Source organism: Nocardia sp. NPDC006982, assembly GCF_042869435.1.
Classification (GTDB): domain Bacteria; phylum Actinomycetota; class Actinomycetes; order Mycobacteriales; family Mycobacteriaceae; genus Nocardia.
Genome location: NZ_JBIAFV010000014.1, coordinates 40307 through 61963, shown reverse-complemented (window position 1 = coordinate 61963; position 21657 = coordinate 40307). Strand labels below are relative to the sequence as shown.

Sequence of the window (21657 nt, the reverse complement as noted above, 5' to 3'; positions counted from 1 at the left end):
TCATGGTCAGGGCCGGAACCGCCATCGTCGCGGCACTGCGCGACGACGTCGACCGGCTGCTGGCCGCCGAACCGGACGTCCGCGCCGACGCCTGGGATTCGGTGCACCAGATGCGAGTCGCGACGCGCAGACTGCGCAGCGTGCTGCGCTCGTACCGCACGCTCTTCGAGGCCACGCCGATCGCCGAGATGCAGGACGAACTGAAGTGGCTGGCCGACCTGCTCGGTGTTGCCCGCGATGCCGAGGTGCGGGCGGAACGGTTCGCGGCACTGCTGGCCGCACACGCACCGCAGGATGAATTCGCCAGGCTCGCAACGGAATCAGCTGTGCCAAGGGCGGCGGGCAGCGCCTATGTGCCCGGCACCACCGAGTACGTGCGCACCGATCTGGTCGACGCGGAGCGAAACCGGTACCGAAGCGCGCATGCCGAGATCCTCGACGCCCTCGATCACCATCGCTATCACGCACTGCGCCACCGTCTTTCGGCCTGGCGCACCGACCCGCCCCTCGATGCCGAGAAGTCGAAACAGCCCGCCGCCGAAGTCTTCGAACGCATCCTGCGCAAGGACCGCAAACGCCTACAGCGACTGGTCTACGCCGAACCCGCTGTCTCCCCCGCCGAGCGCGTCGAACTGCTACACGATATCCGCAAGGGCGCCAAGCGCCTGCGCTACTCATGCGAGGGTGCGACCGACGTACTCGGCAGTGCCGCAAAGGATCTCGGCACCGAAGCGAAACGTTTGCAAACCGTACTCGGCGACCACCGCGACGCCGTCGAATCTCGCGAAGCCATCCTGGCCCGCGCCGCCCAAACCCACGCCACCGGCGTCAACGCCACCATCTACGAATTGCTTGCCGACGCCGAAGAAATCGCGGCGGGCGAAGCGCTGGCCAAATACCCCGCCGCGTCGGCGTTCGTATCGGGTTGACCGCCGACCGGAGATCTCACGCATACGCCAACGCGGGCAACATCTTTCAACAAAATCAACTGTGGGGTGGCACCGCTACGCGGTTCCACCCCACACTTCACTTCGAAACAAGCCTAGGGCCGCAGCACCGACACCAGGAACTCGGTCTGGTCGTACACCGTCTGCTCGAAGACATCGTCGAAGTAGACATCGAAATGCCCCACCGGATAACGCTTTACGATCGCGTGCTTGGTGCGTTCGGCCGCGCGCAGTGTCGGCTTCGGCGGTGCGATGGTGTCGTTGTCCGCGATCGCGTAGAAAACCGGCATCTTCAATGCCTTCGCCCGGCGGCCGGGGGAATCGAACAGTGTCGAGAATGCCACGCGGGCGGCGACTTTCGGTTCGTAGGTCTCGCTCTCGTCGGCGAGCCTGCCATAACCTTCCGGCGCATCCGGCGCGCTCATCAGCGCCGCCGAACGCTTGCGCCCGGCCAACCGAACGCGAACGGGCTTGCGCCGGATCGGACCGACAAGTAGATCCGTGGCCGCGATGGTGGCCACCTTGGTCAGGCTGGTCGGCCCCTTCGCCACGGCCGATGCCCAGCCACTGGTGAACGGAACCTGAGCGACGACGGCCGCGATGTAGTCGTCATCGGGCGCGACCGTCAGCACATGGCCGCCACCGAAAGAGGTACCCCACAGCGCGATTCGGGTCGCGTCGAAGCCGCGCAGCGTACGCGCGTAAGCGATGGCCGAGCGCCAGTCCTCACGCTGCCGGGCGATATGTAGTAGCTGACGCGGCGCACCCTGACTGGCCCCGAAATGCCGGTAATCGAATACCAGCACACCCATCCCGGCGGCGGCGAAACGCCGTGCGTACCTATCCAGACCCATTTCCCGGTTGGCGCCGAGTCCGTGCCCCATCACGACAAGTGGGCGAGGCTTGGGAATGCCAGCGGGGGGATACAGCCAGGCAGCGCAGTGCTCGCTACCCGAGGGAAAACTGACCTCGACACGTTCCATGGCACCTCACCGTACTGTTTCGGTCCGAACTATTGCCCCCCGACCGATCGCGGGTCAGGCCAGTGAACAACGTACCCCTAGATCAAAGTAGGCTAAACGCTGCGGACGAGTTGGCCGGGCGGCCGCGGTGATGGGAACGGGCACGCGAGTGCCGCCGCCCGTCGCCGAGGAAAGTCCGGACTCCACAGAGCAGGGCGGTTGCTAACGGCAACCCGGGGTGACCCGCGGGAAAGTGCCACAGAAAACAGACCGCCCACGATCCCTCGGGATCGTGCGGTGAGGGTGAAACGGTGCGGTAAGAGCGCACCAGCGCCCCGGGTGACCGGGGCGGCTAGGTAAACCCCGCCCGGAGCAAGGTCGAAGGTCGCACCGTTCGCGGTGCGGCTGCGCAGGTGTTCGAGGGTTGCTCGCCCGAGCCTGCGGGTGGACCGCTCGAGGCACCCGGCAACGGTGTGTCCAGATGGATGGCCGTCACCCGGTGTGAACCGGGGACAGGATCCGGCTTACAGGTCAACTCGTCCGCCCCTGCAATCCGGTGCTCGCCGGTGCCATGATGGAAGTGACCGCTGAGCCGGAATTCGGTGCGGTCGGGCACTTCGCATGGGGTGTAGCCATGGATATTCTTTCTGTTATCGGGGCGATTTTCGGGATGGGGGCGATCGCGGGCGGGGTGCTCACCGCGATGAGCGCACGCGTGGTCAGCCAATACGAGAAAGGGCTGGTATTCCGGTTCGGCCGGGTGGTCGGAACCCGAGATCCCGGACTGCGCATGCTGATTCCGTTCGTCGACCGGATGCGCAAGGTCTCGACACAGATCGTCACCATGCCGGTGCCCGCACAGGACGGCATCACCCGAGACAACGTGACGGTGCGCGTCGACGCGGTGGTCTATTTCCGGGTGATCGATCCGGTGTGCGCGGTGGTTGAAGTGCAGAACTATCTGTTCGCCGTCGGGCAAGTGGCGCAGACGTCCTTGCGTTCGATCATCGGAAAGAGCGATCTGGACAGCTTGTTGTCCAATCGCGAGGAGCTGAACAAGGGGCTCGAGATCATGATCGATAGCCCTGCGCTCTCCTGGGGTATCCATATCGATCGGGTGGAGATCAAGGATGTCTCGATTCCGGATTCGCTGAAGCGCTCGATGTCGCGGCAGGCCGAGGCGGAGCGGGAACGGCGGGCGCGAGTGATTTCCGCAGAGGGGGAATTCCAGGCGTCGAAGAGGTTGGCGCAGGCGGGCGCGCAGATGTCGGAATCACCGGCGGCACTGCAACTGCGATTGCTGGAAACCGTGGTTCAGGTTGCGGCGGAAAAGAATTCGACATTGGTGCTGCCGTTCCCGGTGGAATTGCTGCGGTTCCTGGAACGCGGTACGCCGTCCGCGGCGAGCACCGCCGAGCCCACCCCGACCGCATCCGAATCCACACCGGAGATCAACCCGCCCGACCCGACACAGGCGCTCGGCCAGGGCAACACGCCAGCGGTCGAACAAGATGGAACGCGCCCGTAACACAACAGGCGTATACCGATACGGGTACGGCAGCTATTGAATGCCGTACCACCGCATCGGTAGCACAACGTAAGGAAACCGGGCCGATGTCCATACTGATTCCCGTGATCGCGATCATTCTCATGATCACCGTGGGGTATGTGTTGAAATACCTGCCCAATTACTTTCCGTGGCTGAAGGATTGAAGGTTTTCGCTCAGCAGAGCATCTTCGCCATCTGATAGATCGCCTGGGCCTCTTCCTTGGAGGCCTCGGTGGTGCCCTTCGTGCGCTTGATGACGTTCTGGACGACTTCGTCCTCGCCCTTGCCGCCCTTGATGTCCTTGCAGGTGTCGACCAGAATGCCGCTGATCTTGACGTCGTCTTTGCCCTCGGCGAGCTTGGGGAAGGCGCTGCGGTAGCTGACGACGAACGTCCCCGCCTTGATGTTGTCAATTGTCTCGCCGCCCGCGGACTTGGCCGCCGAGGTCGTCGCGGGAGCGGCGGAAGAGTCTTTGTCATCGCCGCAACCGGCAAGGAGCAGGGCTAACACGGCGGAGCTGGCCGCGATAGCGGCGGTAGTTCTGGTCACGCAGCGGGATGCTAGCGGCACTTGGGAAACGTCGCCTCCCGTCCGGTTAACGGAAGGCGACGAAAACCGCATCGTTGACGGTGAGGTCAGAGCGGGTTGACCATGAAAACCTGAGCCCAATACGCCGCCTGCTCGGGACCGAGCAGAGGCATCAGGTAATCGAAAAGAATCGTTGACATCAGTGGATAACTCCCAATTGTCGACGTACAGGTCACTTGCGAATGTGCGGGAAAAGCTCGATCCCGCCACGCCGGGGAACCCTAGCAGTCGGGATGTGACCTCGCCGGGCTCGGCGTGTCCGGCATGGCGATTCGGTGGGAACTGGCCTAGAACGTGAGCGACGTCATAGAGTAGGCGCCGTTGGTAAGACCCGTTGCCGGTCCGCCACGAAAATCACATTCTTCGATCACGGAAGCAGGTCACAACTCTATGCGGATTGTTCGTTCACTGGTCGCCGGTGCGCTGATCGCCGGGGCCGCATCGGTTTTCGCCATGCTGGGCACCGGATCCGCCTCGGCGGTCGCGGTCACCCCGCTGGCGGGTGGGGTCCAGGTCGACCTCAACCCGGCCGACACCGCCTGGGTGTACCAGAACCATATCGGGCAGACCATTGCCGTTCTGCCGCATCCGTCGGCGGCGTCGTTCGGCGAGGCGCTGGACGCGGCGGCCGGCGTTTCCACCAGCGTCCCGGGTGGCCGGGTGACCTTTACCGTGTACGGCCCGCTCAATGAATTGAACGGCACCATGTTGGCACTGCAGTAGAGACCGACTGCGACAGCGTGGAACTCCACCAGCGGATCGTGTCGGCGCCGGTCGATTTCGGCGCCATTCGATCCGAATTCGGATTGGCCTCGGCGTATCCCGCCGCGGCCACCGCGGCGGCCCGCGACGCGATCGACGCGTTCGCGGGCACTCGCGCCGATCGCACCGATATTCCATTCGTCACGATCGACCCGCCCGGCGCCATGGATCTGGACCAGGCGGTGCATATCGAACGCACCTCTTCCGGTTTCACCGTCCATTACGCGATCGCCGATGTCGGCGCCGTAGTAGACCCCGCAGGCCCGCTGGCCCAGGAAGCGGGCGTGCGCGGCCAGACCTTCTATCTCCCCGACGGCACCGTGCCGCTGCACCCGCCGATCCTGTCGGAGAATTCCGCAAGCCTGCTGCCCGACCAGACCAGGCCGGCCGCGCTCTGGACCATCGAATGCGATGAGAACGCGGAGCCGCAGCGATTCTCGGTGATCCGGGCCACCGTGCGATCGCGCGCCCGACTCGACTACGCGAGCGTCCAAGCCGACGCCGACGCGAACCGCCTGCATCCCTCGATCGCGGCCCTGCCGGAATTCGGCAAGCGGCGCATCGAGGCCGGGCTGGCACGCGGCGCGATCGGGCTGCGCCTGCCCGCCCAGAGCGTCATCCGTGACGACAAGGCCGTCGGCCACTGGCGTCTGGTGGTGGAACCGCGCACCGCCGCCGACGACTGGAACGAGCAGATTTCCCTGCTGACCGGCATGTGCGCGGCGCAAATCATGTTGAACGGCACCGGATCCGCTGGTGCGCCCAGTGTTGGTGAGCGCATCGCATTGCTGCGGACGATGCCGCCGCCCATTGTTTCGGCGATCGATTCGATGCGCAGGACCGCTGCGGCGTTGGGGGTTGCTTGGCCTGCGGAACAGTCCGTCGGTCGGATGCTTGCCGGGCTCGATCCGAATGCGCCTGCGACGTTGGTGCTGATGTCCGAGGCGACCGGGCTGCTGCGCGGTGCGGGATATACGGTGCTCGATGGGGTGGCCGGTGCCGGAGTGAATGGTTCTGGGGTCGGTGCTCAGTCGGCGGATGGTGCGCGGGCGGCGGGCGGCGCCGAACTGGAGGGCGATTCGCGGTCGGGAGGTTATGCCGAGTCGCCGGGCGGCGCGGGCTCACTGGGCGGCGCAGGCTCGCGAGACGGATCGGATTCCGTCGGCGGCGCGGGCGCGTCAGCCAGTTCGGATCCCGTCGGCGGCACGGGCGCGCCAAGCAGTTCGGATTCCGTCGGCGGCGCGGGCGCGCCAGGCAGTACCGGCGCGGGCGGCGGGCGGACCGGCGCCAAATCGGCGAGCGTCGCTCGGACTGTGAACAATCTGCAGCACAGCGCAATCGGCGCGCCCTACGCGCACGTCACCGCACCGCTGCGCCGCCTCGCCGACCGTTTCGCCACTGAGATCTGCCTGGCCCGCTGCGCCGGAACCGAAGTGCCGCAATGGGTCCGCGATGGCCTGGTCCCCACCGCCGAGTCGATGAAGCGCAGCGACAGCATCGCGGGCAAAGTGGAACGCGCCTGCATCGACCTCACCGAAGCCACCCTGCTCGCCGAGCGCAGCGGCGCGATTTTCGAAGCCGTAGTAGTACGCGAAGCCAACGGCACCCGCCCCGCCGAGGTCTTCATCGCCGACCCACCAGTAGTCGGCCCCTGCATCGGCGCACCCCCGGAAGGCGAGCAAGTCCAGGTCCGCTTGGTCGCCGCCGACCCCACCACCCGCAAGATCAGCTTCGGTTATCCCATCTGACGCCGTCGCGTCGGCTTCATGCGCCATCCACGTCCACGAAACGGATTGCCGCCCAACGGGCGTGGGTGTCCAGTCTGGACGCCCCCAACCGGCAGTAAGCCCCGGCGAAAACCGGGGCCTACTTCGATCATGGCCGAATGGCCGGGGTGGCTGATCTCGACTCCTGTAGTCCGGTGTTGGCAGGCACCCCGCGACCGGTATGGCGTCACATGTCACGGGGTGCAAGTCAGACGTTATGGAGCCGCAGCGGATGACAGCCAGGAGTGTGCACAACTGTGCTCAGATTCGCCTGTCTGCGTGCAAAGCCAGCGGAGCCGGGGAATCATGTAGATAGCACGGGAAAACTCGTGCTCAGAACTAGACAGGGGGCAGAACGATGCGCCTACAGTTCCTCGGCAAAGGTGGTTCGGACGTCGGAGGGTGCCCGACGCTGTACGCCACGGACCAAGGCTCTTATCTCGTCCAGGGATGGGAGACAGCCAAAGCGGATTCCATCGAAATCCCCCACCTGCTGACGGGTTTCGCTCAAGCCGATACGTTCATCGGCGCCACCATGACGGACACCGGCGGGGGCACGTTCACCCTGTCCGGCCGACCGGTCACCGAGCCTGAGACCCTGGCTCAGCTCGACCTTGCAACCAACGAGACAGCGATCGAAGTTCCGAAGATCAGGAGGACGTTCTACGGTGCTCTACCTTCAGCATGAGCCGCCGGACTGGGGCGCTCTGTTCCGCGATTGCAAGGCCGAAGCGTTCCACCTCGAAGTTCGGGACGCCTACGCCGTGCCGACCGAGTCGGACCGGTTTCGCCGGTTCCTCGCCGGAGAGCCCGCGTTGCCGGACGAGCACAAGAACCGTTGGAACGATCTCATCCGGGAGACGACCGGGCGGGGTGTGACCATCAGCCGGGTACGCGTGGTCACGGTCCCGCACACCGACTATCACCGTTGGTTGCTCTCAGTGACCGATACGAACACAGCGGCAGGTGAGGACATCCGGTACGTGCCCCGGCATCTCGCCGGGGAAGTACCCCCGGATGACTGGTGGCTCATCGACAACGAGCGCGTTGTCTACAACCTAGTTGGCGAGAACGGGAAGCCAGCGGGTCTGGCTGTGACCGCTGACCCGGGAATCGTCGGCTACTCCCGGAGTGTGAAAGAACGGCTGTGGGAGTTGGCTACCCCGTACGCGGAGTACGTCGGCAAGTGAGCAGTGTCCACGATGCGAGGGAAGCTCTCGGGGTGCGTCTCCGGGAGCTTCGCCGTACGGCCGGGCTCACCAACCGCAAGCTTGCTCAACTGTCAGGCTGGCATGAGTCGAAGGTGTCCAAGATCGAATTCGGACGGATCAAACCGTCTGATGACGACATCCGGGCGTACTGTCACCACGCGAACGCAGACGACCAGTTGCCAGACCTTCTGGCAACCCTGCACAACATCGAGGTCGCATACCTCGAATGGCGGAAGATCCTCGGAACCGGGCTGAAACGTCGGCAACAGAAGTCGCTGAAGCTCGAAGCGGAAGCAACTCACATCCGCGACTATCAGCCGCAGATCATTCCCGGCTTGCTGCAGACGGCCGAGTACGCCGAGGCCAAGCTACGTCGGGGTATCGAGTTCCACCAGGTACCCGACGACGTAGACGAAGCAGTGTCGAAGCGGATGGAACGACAACGCATCCTGTACCAGCGCAACCACCTGTTCCACTTCCTGATTGCTGAGCAAGCGCTCTACACCACCGTTGGCACCGGTGCCGTCATGATCGGGCAGCTTGACCGGCTGGCATCCATCCTCGGAATGCCCAGGGTCACTATCGGCATCGTTCCGGCCACGGCCGAGGCCCTTGTGGTGTCCACCAACTTCGCCATGTTCGACAACCGCCTGGTAATGGTGGAAGGAACAGCCGCAGAGCTGACCATCACGCAGCCACGCGAGATAGCGACCTACGGCCGCGCATTCAAAACCCTTGCCGGACAGTCTGTTACCGGCAAAGCCGCGCGCAAGCTGATCGGCGCAGCGCTCGACAAACGACGCGGACGGCCTCCGGACTGACGAACCGGGGGCTATCGGCTTGATTCCTCAGCGGGTGCGGCCATCGCGAGTGATGCCGCGATAGCCGCGTAGTGGCGGTTGGCTACGCCGTTCCGCGAGTGTGTGAACGAATCCACGGTGAACACCGCTCAGTGACAAGTTCGGCGCAGGAGGCGCACGAACCACGCAGACGATGCCCCCGCGCAATCCTGCGAGTTTATGCGCGGGACCGACGGTATGCTGGGACGATACGGCCGGTCGTCAGATTGACCGGCCACGTCGATGGCCCCGATGCGCCGCGAAGCATCATTGTTATGGAATTCATTGTGTGCCAAGGCTTCCGCTCCCTCGGGAAGGGTATTCCCGCGCACCGGTGACGGCCGCGCGGGTGCGCACCCGCCCCGAAATCCGCCGTCAGCGCCGTCCGCGTTCGCATGGCTGTTGGAATCATCTACTCGCGGCACCGCTTTGGCCCAAGCACGGTGTCAATCTCGGCACGCTGCTTCGCACCTGTGATGCGGTCGGTGCGTGCATGGCGGTGCCGCGACGGCCCTGGGTGCCCGATGCGCTCGACCACGGCAATACGCTGCGCCACCGCCAGTGCGTGCACTGGATCGATGGGCGGGTCGATCGGTGGCTGCAGCGTCAGCGCGACGGGGGTTCAGCCATCGTTGGCGTAGAACTCACCGACGAATCCATTCGGCTCGCCGATCTGCCCGTCGCCCGCAAACGCACCGTCATCGTGCTCGGCCACGAGTCCACCGGCATCCCCCCGGAAGGGCTGGAACTACTGGATATGGCCGTCGAGATCCCGATGGTCGGCACCGGACACAGCCTCAACGTGGCCGTCGCCGGATCGCTGGTGCTCTACAAACTCGCGGGGCTGTGCTGAGTTCACTAGCCTGAAACCACCTCCACGGGAGGCTCGGATGGGATCGATGTGGCGGATGGGCTTGGCCTGCGCGGTCGTCATGGTGGCGACCGGGTGCGGTACTCCCGCGCCGTCCGACGCACTGCCGCTGCGTCAGGTTGCGCAGCTCGATTTGCCCGGTGCGGCAGTCCGATTCGACTACATGAGCCTCGATCCCGGATCTGGCCTGCTCTGGGTGGCGCATATGGGTGCTGGCGCGGTTGTCGAGGTCGATATTCGCGCGCATCGGGTGGTGCGGACAATTTCGGATCTGCCGGATGTCCACGGTGTGCTGGCGGTCCCGCAGCGGCGGCGGACCTACGCGACCGCGACCGGACGCAACCGGCTCGCGGCCATCGATTCGGAGACCGGAGCGATCCTGTGGACCACACCGACCGGCGACTATCCGGACGGAGTCGCGTTCGATCCGCGACGCGGCACGGTGTGGACCACTGATCAACGCGCCGGGACCGAGACGGTCGTCGACGCGGATAGCGGAACCGTCCGTGGCACAGTGCCATTGGGCGGGGAGGTCGGCAATGTGGTCTACGACGCCGATGCCGATCGCATGGTTGTCGCGGTGCAGGGCACCGGCGATCTCGCGGTCATCGATCCGGAGACGCTGGCGGTGACCGATCGGATTCCGCTGCCCGGCTGCGGCGGACCGCACGGCCAGGCCTTGGATGCGGCCGATCGGCTGATGTTCGTGGGGTGTGAGGACAATGCCCGTCTCGTCACGGTCGATCTCACCCGTCGCAGCGTGGTCGGCGAGAACAGCGTCGGCCAGACTCCCGATGTGCTGGTTTATGACGGCTCGGCGCAGCGGCTGTATGTGGCCGCCGAGAGCGGTTGGGTGAATCTGTTCGAGCAGCGTGCGGGGCATACGAACGCGCTGGGATCGAGTCATCTCGCCGACGGCGCGCACACGGTTGCCGTCGATCCGCAGACCCATCACAGTTTCTTCCCACTTCCGCAGGGACCGGTACTGCTGGAGTTCGAGCCCTCGAGGTAGGTCGCGGTAGATTGCGGGGGAATTCGGAAGTGGGGAGCGTGCGATGACCGATCCGCTGGCATTGGAGGTTCGGCGGCAGCAGTTGTTTCATCGGCTGCGGGAACTGCGTGGGGAGCTGGCCGGGCTCGATGCCGATTACGGTTCGTTGCAGGCCTCGGGAATATTGGTCGATACCGAAGGGATCGGGGCGCTCACCACGCCGGCCTACTGTATTGCCGGGGCGCGAGAAGTCTTCGAAGAGACCATGATCGAACTCGATGCGGCCGCCGATGCGCTCGATCGCGCCGGGGTGTACACCACCCGGCTGCGCCCGGTCGTGCTCGAGTAGCAAACCTGTCGGTGCCTGCGGCTACAGTCACCTGCCATGAACCTCGCGACCGCGACCGTCGCCGATATCGTCGACGCGATCACGCCGCTCGATGCACTCGAGCGGCAGCATATCGAGGACACCGGGGCCTGGCTGGCCTCGACCGACGATGTGTTCCGTCGCGTCAAACCCGACACTCCCCCACGACATCTGGTCTCGTATGTGGTGCTCGTCGACCCGCGAGCCCGCAGCGTCCTGCTCGGCCGACATCTCCTGGCCGGACTGTGGCTGCCGACCGGCGGCCACATCTCGCCGGGAGAACATCCGCTTGCCGCGGCGGGACGCGAGGCCGCCGAGGAGTTGGGCATCGATCCCGAATTCACCGTCATCGGGACCGAACCGCTCTTCCTCACCATCACGACGACAATCGGCATCCACAGCGGACACCAGGATGTCAGCCTCTGGTACGTCATCCGCGGCGACCGCACCCGCGAATACACCTTGGACCCGGGCGAATTCGCACAAGCACGCTGGTGGGACATCGACACCTTCGACCGCACCGACGCCGATCCACATTTCGCGCGCTTCCTCACGAAACTCGAACCGCTACTCCCCGAAAGGATTCCGAACCTTTGAAAGACTACCGATCGGCCTCATCCGGCCCCACGTACTCGATTCCGGTGACAATGTCGGGCAGGATTCTGGTCACTCGATCACCGGAACCGACCGTGCGAGCGGGCAAGAACTGTTGGTAGTGCACGATTTCGTGCTGGTCGCGCACGGCGTCGGCGATGCCGGTCACGATCACGCACCAGCCGAGCGAGGTCTGGTGGTCGATCGCGTCCACCTCATAGGCCACAACCTGACGATCGAGCGAACCGGTCGTCGCAGCGTCGGCATAGATGACCAAATGGTCCTCGACCAACGCATGGCTGACCGGGCGAATCGCGGGTAAGGCGTAGCGCGAGAACGCGACACGCCCGAATCCGATCGTGCCAAGCAGGTGCAGTGCGGTATCGACCGACAGTTCGCGTGACTCCCGCACACCGTCTACTGCCATACCCCATTGTCCACCAGTTCGCGATGCGAAGCGGCCCGTATCGATCACCTCACTTCGGACAGGCGGTGATCATGTTGCCTACCAAGCAATTACACGGTACGAAGGATAAAACAGGTATCGGTTTTCCGAAGGAGCCGTTCGTCGCCGCCGAAAACGGCCGCACTAGAATGGTCACGTCTCCGGGGTCCCGAAACGTGGCTACAAAATACGAAGCAACGACTCAGGAGGATTTCGATGCCCGACGATGTGCGGTCGAGCTCCCGGACCGGCGCCCGCGTGGGCAGCAGCCGAGGCACGTGGCGTAGGCCGCGACGATCATTCGGCCCCACCAAGGAGCTATCCGGAACCGCCACCGCTTTCACCGATACCAGCGATCGGCTGGTGCGCCGCCTCTTCGACACCGGGCTGCGGCTGCACAAACTCCGTATGGTCTTCGATCGGCCGGATCCGAGCGCCGCCGAATTGCGGACAGCCAGCGATGCGATCGCCGCGATGCTCGACGACCTGGATGGGCTGATCCGCGAAACCGGACTCGCCATGCTGGATCTCGCCCACGAACGGGATACCGAGACAATCGAATCGCTGCGCAACCAAGCCATACACGATGGGCGACTGACGAATCGTCGCGGCCGACTACGCTGAGCCGACGACTCAGCGCATATCGTTCCGGATCGGCACGACGTCCAAACATGGCCGGACATCCATGCGGAGTCGCGGCCTCCACAGCAGACGTCTCTGGACCGGGTATCCAGTGGGCGCTTTCGTTCTGCCGGTGCACCCGACTGACCCAGGTGCGGCTCGCCGTGGCGGCACAGGCAGCGGATGCGATGCGGCGAACATCGCAATCATGTTGCTGGAGTGCATATTTCGGCAACATACAAAACCGACCGGCAAGTCCGAAAGCATGCGCGTTTGCGCGATGTAGCGGTGTCGGTACACGATCGCCGGATGAGAGTGCGGCAGTTGGGCGGGGATGAATGGCTGGTCGCCCGGGAGATCCGGCTCGATGCCCTGGCGGGATCGCCACCAGGGACGTTTGCCTCGACATTCGAGGTGGCAGCGCGGTGGAACGAGCCGCAGTGGCGGCAGTGGATGGGAACGCGGCTGCTATTCGTCGCCGAGCGCGACGGCAGGGTAGTCGGCTCGGCGGGCATCGTCACCAAGTCGGATGACAGACCGCCGATCGTGGTTTCGGTCTGGGTCAATCCGAGCGCACGCGGCACCGGGGCATCGGATCTCCTGCTGGCCGCCACCATCGACTGGACCAGGGCACATGGTCACGGCGAACTTCGACTCTGGGTTGTCGAAGGCAATCAGCACGCCGAGTCTTTGTACCTGCGAACCGGGTTCGCCTTCACCGGATGTCAACAGCGGTGCGCAGAGGATGATCCGCGGCTGGAGAACGAGATGTTCATTGCGGTGCCGTCCGATACCGTGCCGAGTTGATATTCGCGACGCCGAATACCCCGGTGCGCCATTGTTCTACCCACTCGACGAGTAACCGCCGCATCCCCGCGGGGACTCGCGGCGCACCCCCGTCGACGGATCAGATGGGTTGGAATCCGCTGCCGACACCGCCGGTGGCGTCGACCGCCTGAAGTATCTGATCGATCGGTGCGAAAAATGCCGGTGAGTGAATGGGATTCGCGGGGAAGATGCACGGGATATTGAATCCGATGCCGCCGATTCCGGTCAGCCGCCCCTGATTCATGCCGACCAGTCGATCACCGACGGTGACCGGACCACCGGAATCGCCCGGCTTGGAGCAGGATTGGTTGATGGTAGTGCCCTCCAGCGAACCCCAGACCACACCGCAGTCGAATCCGCTGCTGCGCCCGCTCGTGCACACCGGTTCGCCGGGTGCGGGTGCCGCACCGAATCCGGCGATGGTGGTCGGCCCGACATTGCGCACGGGCGTGACCTTGGCCGGATCGAATTGCAGCACCGCGAAATCGAGGCCTTCGCCCTCGTCGGAGTATGCGACCGTGCCGATCACACCGGCATCCAGGAAGCGCTCGGCACCGAATCGCGCGCCGGTCGGGGCGCAGTGCCCCGCGGTCAGTCCGACCAGGCGCCCGTCGCTGTCGTAGCCGATCGTGGTCAGCGAGCACGCGGCGTTGGTATCGAACACCAGACCGGAACTGCCGCCGACCACCGCATTTCCGGCAGCCTGCGCGGTACCGGCACCTGCGAATCCCGTGGCGGCCACAGCCGCCGAGCACAGCGCGATCGTTGCGAATCTCACGGCAACTACTCTCCTTCTCGAAAAGCGCTGGCCGACATCGCAATCGACTCAGGCATTGGCCAACCGCACACACGATGGAGAGCCGCCCCGACAGCTGCGGCCACCCGGAACTCTAGTTCACACTTCGTGAACAACTACCTGTGTGCCGCACCACAGCGCCTCGGCCCAACCGCTACCGGCATAGCGGTTGGGCCACACCGCTCAGGCGTCGAGCATTTCGGCGCCGAGCTCCCGGTCCGGATCCGGATCGGCCGCCGCGAGCGCCGAGTCCAACTGCACCGCGACCTCGCGAACGTGTGGTTCGGTCATCATGTGCAGGTGGTCGCCGGGCACCGGGACCAGCGTGAAGCGCCGGGCCGCGTACTGCTGCCACCCGTTGTTCGCGCTGTCGAACATGCTGCCGACGGCCTGGTGCGCGAGATCCACACCCGGTGGCAGGCCCTCCTCGGCGCGCAGCAGGGTGATATCGCGGTCGTAGGGTTCGAGCTGGTACTCCAGCAACGCCGTGTAGTTGGCGTAGAACACCTCGTAGAGCCGCCGGATCGCCTGCGGTGAACTGTCGGCGGGCAGAATTCCCGACCGGATCGCCTCGGCGAGCATCGCATCGAAGAGCTCCTCGGATCCGTGCACGCCGGGTTCGAAATCGACGAGCGCGGCCTGATTTCCGCGGGCGTACCACAGCAATTCGAGGAAGAACCAGCGAATGAGCTGTTCCTCGGCGATGGGTTCGCGGGCCTGCTGACGCAATGCCATGGTGTCCAGCAGCGTCACACTGGCCACTTCCCACTCGGGCAGTTGCCGCGCCATCTCCAGTGCGACATTGCCACCGAAGGACCAGCCGGCCAGGTGGTAGGGCCCCTCCGGATGCACGCGACGCACCGCCGCCAGATAGGACTCGGCCATCCCGACAATCGTCTTCTCCGGCGTACTGCCCGCATCCGCGCCCGCGGCCTGCAGGCCGTAGATCGCGCGATCCGGATCGAGGTAGCGAGCAAGGGTCAAGTAGCACAGCACATTTCCGCCGATCGGATGCACCAGGAACAGCGGGGGCTTGTGCCCGCCGACGGTGATCGGCACCAGCGGGTCGAAGGTGCGCCGGGTATTTCCGGACCGGATCAGCGCCGCGAGTTGGGCGGCCGTCGGCGCGCCGATGAACAAATCCAGCGGTATTTCGGCGCCGAAGCGCCGGGACAACCCCATCACCACGCGCATGGCGCCGATGGAGGTGCCGCCCGCGGCGAAGAAGTCGTCGTCGAGGCCGATGGAACGTAGACCCGCGTATTCGGCAAGTAGCTCGACTGCGGAGTGCTCGTATTCGTCGGCCGGTTCCCGTTGTGCGGTAATCGATTCCGGCGCGGATTCGACGATCGAGCGCAATGCGCCGTCGTCGCGTTTGCCGCTGGGAGTGCGGGGCAGTTCATCGAGGAAGACGAATCGCGACGGCACCATATGCGCGGGCAGTACGCCGCGTAGATCGTGGCGCAATGCCGCCAGATCGGTCTGCTCGGCGTCGCCGACCAGGAAGGCGATCAGCGCACCGTCGATGCCGCCGAATCCCCGTGCCACCACTGCCGCCTCGGTGATGGCCGGATACTTCTCGACCAGTCCGAGGATGCACAGCTCCACCTCGGCGGGCTCCACCCGGAAACCGCGGATCTTCACCTGACTGTCACTGCGGCCGAGGCAGACGAGATCGCCGGAGGCCAGCCGCACGCCGAGATCGCCCGTGCGATAGAGAATTCCGCCGCCATGGGTGGCCACGAACCGCTGTGCGGTCAGTGCCGCCCGGCCCTGGTAACCGCGAGCGAGGGAACGGCCGCCGAGGTAGATCTCACCGATCACACCATCGGTGACCGGACGCAGTGCGCTGTCGAGCAATTCGACGGTATCGCCGTCGACCGGCCGTCCGATCGGCGGCAGCGCCGGGTAGTCGTCGGGTGAGCCCGCAAGGGTGAATACCGTCGCGACGTGGGATTCCGTTGGGCCGTACTGGTTTTCCAGCAATAGCCCCGGCACCACTTTGCATAGCGCGCGGATCTCGTCGGTGATGCGCAATTGCTCACCGGAGGACGCGAGCACTTTGAGGTCGACCGGGAACTTTCGCCGGGCGACAACAGCCTCCGCGAAGGCCTGCAGTGCGACATAGGGCAGGAATAGCCGCTCGATACCTTCGCTGATCACGGTATTGAGTAATTCCTCGACATTGGCGCGCAAGTCCGCCGAACTCACCCGCAGCGTGGACCCCGCGGCCAGGGTCGTGAAGATCTCCTGGAACGACACGTCGAAGCTCAACGGCGCCAACTGCAATGTGCTGGCCAGATTCATGCCCGATGGGCTGCGGTTCTGCCAGTCCACCAGCGTGCTCAGGCCGCGGTGCGGCATGGCGACGCCCTTGGGCTCGCCGGTGGAGCCGGAAGTGAACAGCACGTAGGCGAGTGCATCGGGCGAAAGGTAGTCCGGGACAGCGAACTCTGTGCCACTGTCGGCCGTCGGATCGAACACCTCCGCCGTGTCCAGCACCAGTCGAACATTGTCGACGATTTCGGCGTAGGCGGCGTCGGCGATCACCCGGTGCGGGCGGGCGCGGTCGATCATCAGATTCAGCCGGGCCCGCGGGTAGCTGACATCGAGCGGGACGCAGGCCGCGCCCATTCGCATGAGTGCCAGCACCAACAGCACCAATTCCGGGCGACGGCTCATCAGGATGCCGATCCGGTCGCCGGGTCCGACCCCCAAACCGTGCAGCCATCGGGCGAGTCGTTCGCTGCGCTCGATCAGTTCGTCGTAGGTGAGGCTGGATTCGTCGCCCTGAACAGCGATGGTGTGCGGATTGAGTGCGGCCGCGTCGGCGACAAGTGTGCCGATATCGCGCGCGGTGGCCGGACCGGTGCCGCGATCTATCGCCGCATCCGGATCCGCGACGATCGCCGCCAGCATGCGCAGCTGAGTCACCGCGACGGTCTCGCACTGGTCCTTGGTCAGCGTGTGATCACCGTTGACCCGCACCCACATTCGGCCGTCGCGCGGATCATGGGCCACGGTCACCAGCAGCTGGAAATTGGTGTCCTCGCGAACGTCGAAGTCGCGCAGGGTGACTCGGTCCGTACCGAGGATCGGTGCGAAGACGTGGTAGTTGATGAAGTTGAATGCCGTCTCGAACGCCGGGCCGCCATCGGCCAGGATCGACCGCAGTGGATAGCGTCGGTGCGGGTAGGCGTCGCGATCCCGGCGCGCTATTTGCTCTACGGCCGTACGCCAGGTGGTGGCGGTATCGTCCAGCCGCATCGGCAGCGTGTTCAGGAACAGGCCCGCGACGCTCTCCGCGCCCGCCCGATCCGGTCGGCCGTGGCTGACCACGCCGGTGGTGATATCGGTGCGGCCGGTCACCGTGCGCAGGGTCAGGCAGTGCGCCGCCAGGTAGACCACCTTCTCCGGCACCTGATGCCGGGCCGCGAAGGCGGTGACCCGCTCGGCGAGCCGACGCGGCACCAGGGCGGCCGCCTGCGGGTCCTGCGCACCCGCACCCTCGTGGACACCGAGGGCGGTCAGCGCGGTCGGCTCGGCTCCGGCCAGCGCCTCGCGCCAGAACTCACGGGCCGAGTCATCGTGCACCGCGGCGATTTCGGACTGGGCGTATTCGGCGAGGACAGTGGCCGCATGCGGCGTGTCATCGATACCGGTTTCGATCAGTCCCAGCTTGTTCAGGTAGTCGACCAGCAGCTCGAGCACCGAGGTCGCGACACTCCATCCGTCGAGGATGGCGTGGTGGAAGCTGAGCACCAGATCGACGGTCTGCAGGGTGCCCTCGGACGGCTGCAGGAATACCCGGACGGCATGTAGCGGTGCGCGCGCGAGGTCGTACCGGGCGTGCCTGCGTTCCCGCGTGTAGTCCTCGACGTCCTGGTCGGCCAGCACCGGATCGAGATCGGAGACATCGACGATGTCCATCTCGTACTCGATCGCGGTATGCACGACCTGCAGCGGGACCGAATACCTGCTCAGCTCGAACGAGGAGCGCAGTGCGGGCTGACGGCGCACCAGCCGGTCGAATGCGGCGCGGAATTGCGCGGCGTTCCATGGCATTTCGAACCGATAGCGGAATACGTCCTTGTAGGTAGCCGAATCCGTGCGCTCGATGCTGTGGAAGAGCATGCCGAGCTGCAGCGCGGTGGCCGGGAAGGCGTCCTCGGCCTGATGCAGTGCGGCGCGGTCGATCAGCGGCACGGTCGCCAATGGATCGGCGATGCGAATCCGGTTGCCGTCCGGTCCATCCGAGACGATCCGAGCCAATTCGGCAATGGTCGGATGCTCATAGAAGGCATCCACATCGAAGAACAGTCCGGCGCGTTCGGCTGAAGTCCGTACCGATAGCGCGAGTATGGAGTCGCCGCCGTGGGTAAAGAAGTTGTCGTGTACACCAATGGAGTCGATACCGAGCACGGTCCGCCAGACCTGTGCCAGCTCGGCCTCGACCGGTGTCCGCGGTTCGACCGGCACGCCGACGAACTCCGCATGCTCCGAAACCGCCGCGGCCCGTGCCAGCGCCTTGCGATCGGCCTTGCCGTTGGGCGTCAACGGAATCCGGTCGACGCGCAGCAGCCGGGTCGGAATCATGTAGCGGGGCAGGCGAAGCGCGATCTGGTCGGCGATCTCGTCACCGGTGACGGCATCGCCGACGAAATATCCGACCAGATGCAGCCCATGCGTTTCGGACTGCTCGTCGACGACGACCGCGGCGCGCACACCCGCACAGCCCAGGATGGCGTTCTGCACCTCGCCGAGGGTGATCCGGTTACCGCGGATCTTGACCTGATCATCGAATCGGCCCAGGTACTCCAGGCTGCCGTCGGCCAGCCAACGCGCCAGGTCACCGGTGCGGTAGCGGCGACGGCCGGGCACGGTCAGATCGTCGACGAATGCGGCCGCGGTCAGGTCGCGGCGGCCGCGGTAGCCGCGCGCGAGGCCGACTCCGGCGATATTGAGCTCGCCGGGAACGCCGATGGGCATGCGACGACCGGATTCGTCGAGCACCAGCAGGTCGATATTGTCGATCGGACGGCCGATCGGCACCAGATCCAGCGAATCACCTTGCGGGCAATCGAAATACGAGACGTCTACGGTGGCCTCGGTGGGACCGTAAAGGTTCACCAATTGCGGTGGCCGCTGAGCGACCGCGGCGAAGGCGACGTGGAAGCGGCGCACCAGCGCGGGCGGCAGCGCCTCCCCGCTGCAGAACACCCGGCGCAAGCTCGCGATGCGCGGCACGATCGTGCGATCGGCCTCCAACTCGTCGACGAAGGCCGCCAGCATGGACGGCACGAAGTGCACGACGGTCACCGCATTCGCCTCGATGGCCTCGGCAATGCGGCGCGGATCGCGCTCGCCGCCGACCTCGAGCAGTGCGACCTTGGCGCCAGTGATGGCCCACCAGAACAACTCCCACACCGAAACGTCGAACGTGACGGGCGTCTTCTGCAGGATCACGTCATCGGCGAGCAGCGGGTAGCGGCGCTGCATCCAGGTCAGCCGGTTGACCACCGAGCGATGCTCGACCATCACGCCCTTGGGCACACCGGTGGAGCCCGAGGTGTAGATGAGATAGCTCAAATCGTGTGGATGCGAGACGTTTTCGACCGTGCCGCGCACAGTGTCGGCCACCGTAATAGGGGTGATACCGAGGTCTCGGTAGACCCGCGCATGCTCGCTTCCAGCGACCACGAACCGCGCTTCGCAGTCCGCGAGAACCGTTTCGATACGCGCCGCAGGGTAATCCGGATCGAGCGGCATGTAAGCGCATCCGGCACGCAGGATGCCGAGCACCGCGATAAGCATATCGGTCGAACGGGGCAGCACCACCGGAATGCACTCGTTGCCGGTGGCACCGAGCTCATGCAGCCTGGCTGCGAAACCGTCGACCAGACCGGACAATCGGGCGTAGGTCAGTTCGCGGGAGTCGGCGGATACGACCGCCACCCGGTCCGGATGGTCGGCGGCCTTTTCGGTGAAGAGCCGATCAATGGTGGTGTAGGGGAATTCGATACGCGGACCAGCCTCGAACGCCGCGACTTCGGCACTCGCCTGCGCCGAAAGCAGCGGCAGCGCACCCACCGGGGTTTCCGGATCGTCCAGCGACGCGGTGACCATTTCGCCGACGCTGCGCAGCGCCGATTCGATCGGGAAGCTCGCGTCGAAAATGTCTTTGTCATAGAACAACTGGAGGCTGAACGAGCCGTCCCGGCCATTTTCGGCAGTGACGATGGTGAGCGCGTTGGTCACCGAACCCGGATTGTGCACCGTCCACTTCGAGATCAGCTCGTGGACGTAATCGGCATCCGGCAGCTTCGTGTGGGAGAAGGCGACGTCGTACAGTGGCGGCGCGGCCGGATCCGGATTCAGCGCGCGGGTCAGCTCGCCGTACGGGAAGCGCTGATGCTTCTTGAGCTTCCGAATCTGCTGGGTCACCTGCTCGGCGATCCGCAAGAGCGGCACGTCGCGATCGACGCGCACCGGCAGCGGAACGACATTGGCGCGGTGGCCCTGCGTGCGATAGGTCTCCGCCGAGTGCCGGTTCAGCATCGGGACGCCGATCACCACCTGATCGGTGCGGTGGATCGTCGCGAGATACGTTGCTACCGCGGCGGTCAGATAGGCGAAGACGGTGACACCGGTGACGCGGACGCGATCGAGGTACTGCCCCGAGATCATCGTGTTGTAGTGTCCGCGGGCGATTCTCGGCGAGCTGGTCCGATTGGGGAACAGAGCGGGTTCGACGCCGTCGAGTGCGGCGAGCAGACCGTCGCGGTCCGCCGTGTACTGCTCGGAGGTCCGGTACGCCTCGTCGTCCTCGATGATCCGCCGATAGGTGGCCACGGAACGGTCGGTGTGCTCGTTGGCGGGCTCGGGCACCGCAAGCTGTTCGAGCGGAACGTCTTTCATCTTGTAGCTGGTGTCGAGCGTGGCGATGACCGGATTCATGCCGTAGCCGTCGGCCAGCGCGTGATGGAACGACATGAACAGGAAGAACCGGTCCGGCCGGTCCACCACCGCGGCCAGCCGCGCGGGCCGATCCGGACGCTCCGGCGCGCCGACCTCGCGCCACAACCACTCCTGGGTCGCGGCCTCGGGGTCGGGTGCTCCGGTCAGATCGATGACCTCGACCGGCGGAATCTCATTCGAAATCCATTGGCGGAATTCGCCGTTCTCGAACGCGAAGCGCAGACGCAACGCGTCATCGCTCATCAGAGCGCGCTGCCAGCAGGCCTGCAGCCGCTCGATATCCAGCGGCTCATCCATGCGCAGGCTATAGGTCTGCTGCGCAACGGGCTCGGGCGCCAGCCGGAACGCCAGGCCGAGTACGTCGCGCTGATATGCGCTGACCGGCCATGCTCCGATTGGTCTTTCGGGATTTGCGCTGGTTTCCGACGTCACAGTCACTCCTATCGCGACAGTCGCGGCACAGACCGTGCGCGAACTGTCCAGGACCCACCCCTGACGACGCCGAAACGCATAGCTGTTACCACTTGTATCCAGTTTTCAGA

Annotated in this window: 18 protein-coding genes and 1 other RNA gene; 14 read left to right on the top strand and 5 right to left on the bottom strand. The window is 65.2% G+C overall.

The window, feature by feature from the left end; translation table 11 throughout:
• The first annotated feature begins 2 nt into the window (after positions 1-2).
• Entirely contained in the window at positions 3-929 is a 927-nt protein-coding gene (locus ACFYOW_RS37410) for a CHAD domain-containing protein (protein WP_387294790.1), read from the top strand.
• A gap of 113 nt (positions 930-1042) precedes the next feature.
• Here the strand turns inward: ACFYOW_RS37410 and ACFYOW_RS37405 are convergent, their stop codons facing one another.
• Positions 1043-1930: an alpha/beta hydrolase gene (locus ACFYOW_RS37405; protein WP_387294789.1), complete on the bottom strand. Its 888-nt coding sequence runs from the start codon at positions 1928-1930 to the stop codon at positions 1043-1045.
• A gap of 106 nt (positions 1931-2036) precedes the next feature.
• Here ACFYOW_RS37405 and rnpB point away from each other — a divergent pair.
• Positions 2037-2452: RNase P RNA component class A (gene rnpB, locus ACFYOW_RS37400), an RNA gene on the top strand.
• Between the two features lie 127 nt (positions 2453-2579).
• Positions 2580-3437, top strand: a complete 858-nt coding sequence (locus ACFYOW_RS37395; RefSeq protein WP_387295023.1) for a slipin family protein — start codon at positions 2580-2582, stop codon at positions 3435-3437.
• 195 nt (positions 3438-3632) lie between these two features.
• Here the strand turns inward: ACFYOW_RS37395 and ACFYOW_RS37390 are convergent, their stop codons facing one another.
• On the bottom strand, positions 3633-4007 hold the full coding sequence (locus tag ACFYOW_RS37390; RefSeq protein ID WP_387294788.1) for a hypothetical protein: 375 nt from the start codon (positions 4005-4007) through the stop codon (positions 3633-3635).
• Positions 4008-4436: 429 nt separating this feature from the next.
• On the opposite strand from ACFYOW_RS37390, the gene ACFYOW_RS37385 reads away from it, so the two are divergent.
• From ACFYOW_RS37385 to ACFYOW_RS37345, 9 genes are all read left to right on the top strand, one after another.
• Positions 4437-4769 (top strand): hypothetical protein, encoded by a 333-nt coding sequence (locus ACFYOW_RS37385; RefSeq protein WP_387294787.1) that lies wholly within the window; start codon positions 4437-4439, stop codon positions 4767-4769.
• Positions 4770-4786: 17 nt separating this feature from the next.
• Entirely contained in the window at positions 4787-6556 is a 1770-nt protein-coding gene (locus tag ACFYOW_RS37380) for an RNB domain-containing ribonuclease (protein WP_387294785.1), read from the top strand.
• 376 nt (positions 6557-6932) lie between these two features.
• Positions 6933-7262, top strand: coding sequence for a hypothetical protein (locus ACFYOW_RS37375; protein ID WP_387294784.1), 330 nt, complete (start codon positions 6933-6935; stop codon positions 7260-7262).
• A complete protein-coding gene (locus tag ACFYOW_RS37370) occupies positions 7243-7764 on the top strand; it encodes a DUF6879 family protein (protein WP_387294783.1) in 522 nt (173 codons plus the stop codon). The genes ACFYOW_RS37375 and ACFYOW_RS37370 overlap by 20 nt, the downstream gene beginning before the upstream one ends.
• The gene (locus ACFYOW_RS37365; protein ID WP_387294782.1) at positions 7722-8606 is read left to right on the top strand and encodes a helix-turn-helix domain-containing protein; all 885 of its coding nucleotides are present in this window, start codon (positions 7722-7724) and stop codon (positions 8604-8606) included. The genes ACFYOW_RS37370 and ACFYOW_RS37365 overlap by 43 nt, the downstream gene beginning before the upstream one ends.
• A gap of 352 nt (positions 8607-8958) precedes the next feature.
• A complete protein-coding gene (locus tag ACFYOW_RS37360; RefSeq protein ID WP_387294781.1) occupies positions 8959-9477 on the top strand; it encodes a TrmH family RNA methyltransferase in 519 nt (172 codons plus the stop codon).
• Between the two features lie 37 nt (positions 9478-9514).
• Positions 9515-10507, top strand: a complete 993-nt coding sequence (locus tag ACFYOW_RS37355; RefSeq protein WP_387294780.1) for a YncE family protein — start codon at positions 9515-9517, stop codon at positions 10505-10507.
• 43 nt (positions 10508-10550) lie between these two features.
• Complete coding sequence (locus tag ACFYOW_RS37350) at positions 10551-10835, top strand: hypothetical protein (protein WP_387294779.1); 285 nt, start codon at positions 10551-10553, stop codon at positions 10833-10835.
• Positions 10836-10871: 36 nt separating this feature from the next.
• Positions 10872-11450: an NUDIX domain-containing protein gene (locus tag ACFYOW_RS37345; protein ID WP_387294778.1), complete on the top strand. Its 579-nt coding sequence runs from the start codon at positions 10872-10874 to the stop codon at positions 11448-11450.
• Between the two features lie 4 nt (positions 11451-11454).
• On the opposite strand, the gene ACFYOW_RS37340 is transcribed toward ACFYOW_RS37345, so the two are convergent.
• Positions 11455-11874, bottom strand: coding sequence for a pyridoxamine 5'-phosphate oxidase family protein (locus tag ACFYOW_RS37340; protein ID WP_387294777.1), 420 nt, complete (start codon positions 11872-11874; stop codon positions 11455-11457).
• Between the two features lie 234 nt (positions 11875-12108).
• On the opposite strand from ACFYOW_RS37340, the gene ACFYOW_RS37335 reads away from it, so the two are divergent.
• Together ACFYOW_RS37335 and ACFYOW_RS37330 are read left to right on the top strand one after the other, a co-directional pair.
• Positions 12109-12516, top strand: a complete 408-nt coding sequence (locus tag ACFYOW_RS37335) for a hypothetical protein (RefSeq protein WP_387294776.1) — start codon at positions 12109-12111, stop codon at positions 12514-12516.
• A 306-nt stretch (positions 12517-12822) separates the two neighbouring features.
• On the top strand, positions 12823-13320 hold the full coding sequence (locus tag ACFYOW_RS37330) for a GNAT family N-acetyltransferase (protein ID WP_387294775.1): 498 nt from the start codon (positions 12823-12825) through the stop codon (positions 13318-13320).
• Positions 13321-13420: 100 nt separating this feature from the next.
• Here ACFYOW_RS37330 and ACFYOW_RS37325 read toward each other — a convergent pair whose 3' ends face one another.
• Both ACFYOW_RS37325 and ACFYOW_RS37320 read right to left on the bottom strand, forming a co-directional pair.
• Entirely contained in the window at positions 13421-14119 is a 699-nt protein-coding gene (locus ACFYOW_RS37325) for a S1 family peptidase (protein WP_387294774.1), read from the bottom strand.
• Positions 14120-14320: 201 nt separating this feature from the next.
• Entirely contained in the window at positions 14321-21547 is a 7227-nt protein-coding gene (locus ACFYOW_RS37320) for an amino acid adenylation domain-containing protein (protein WP_387294773.1), read from the bottom strand.
• Positions 21548-21657 lie beyond the last annotated feature (110 nt).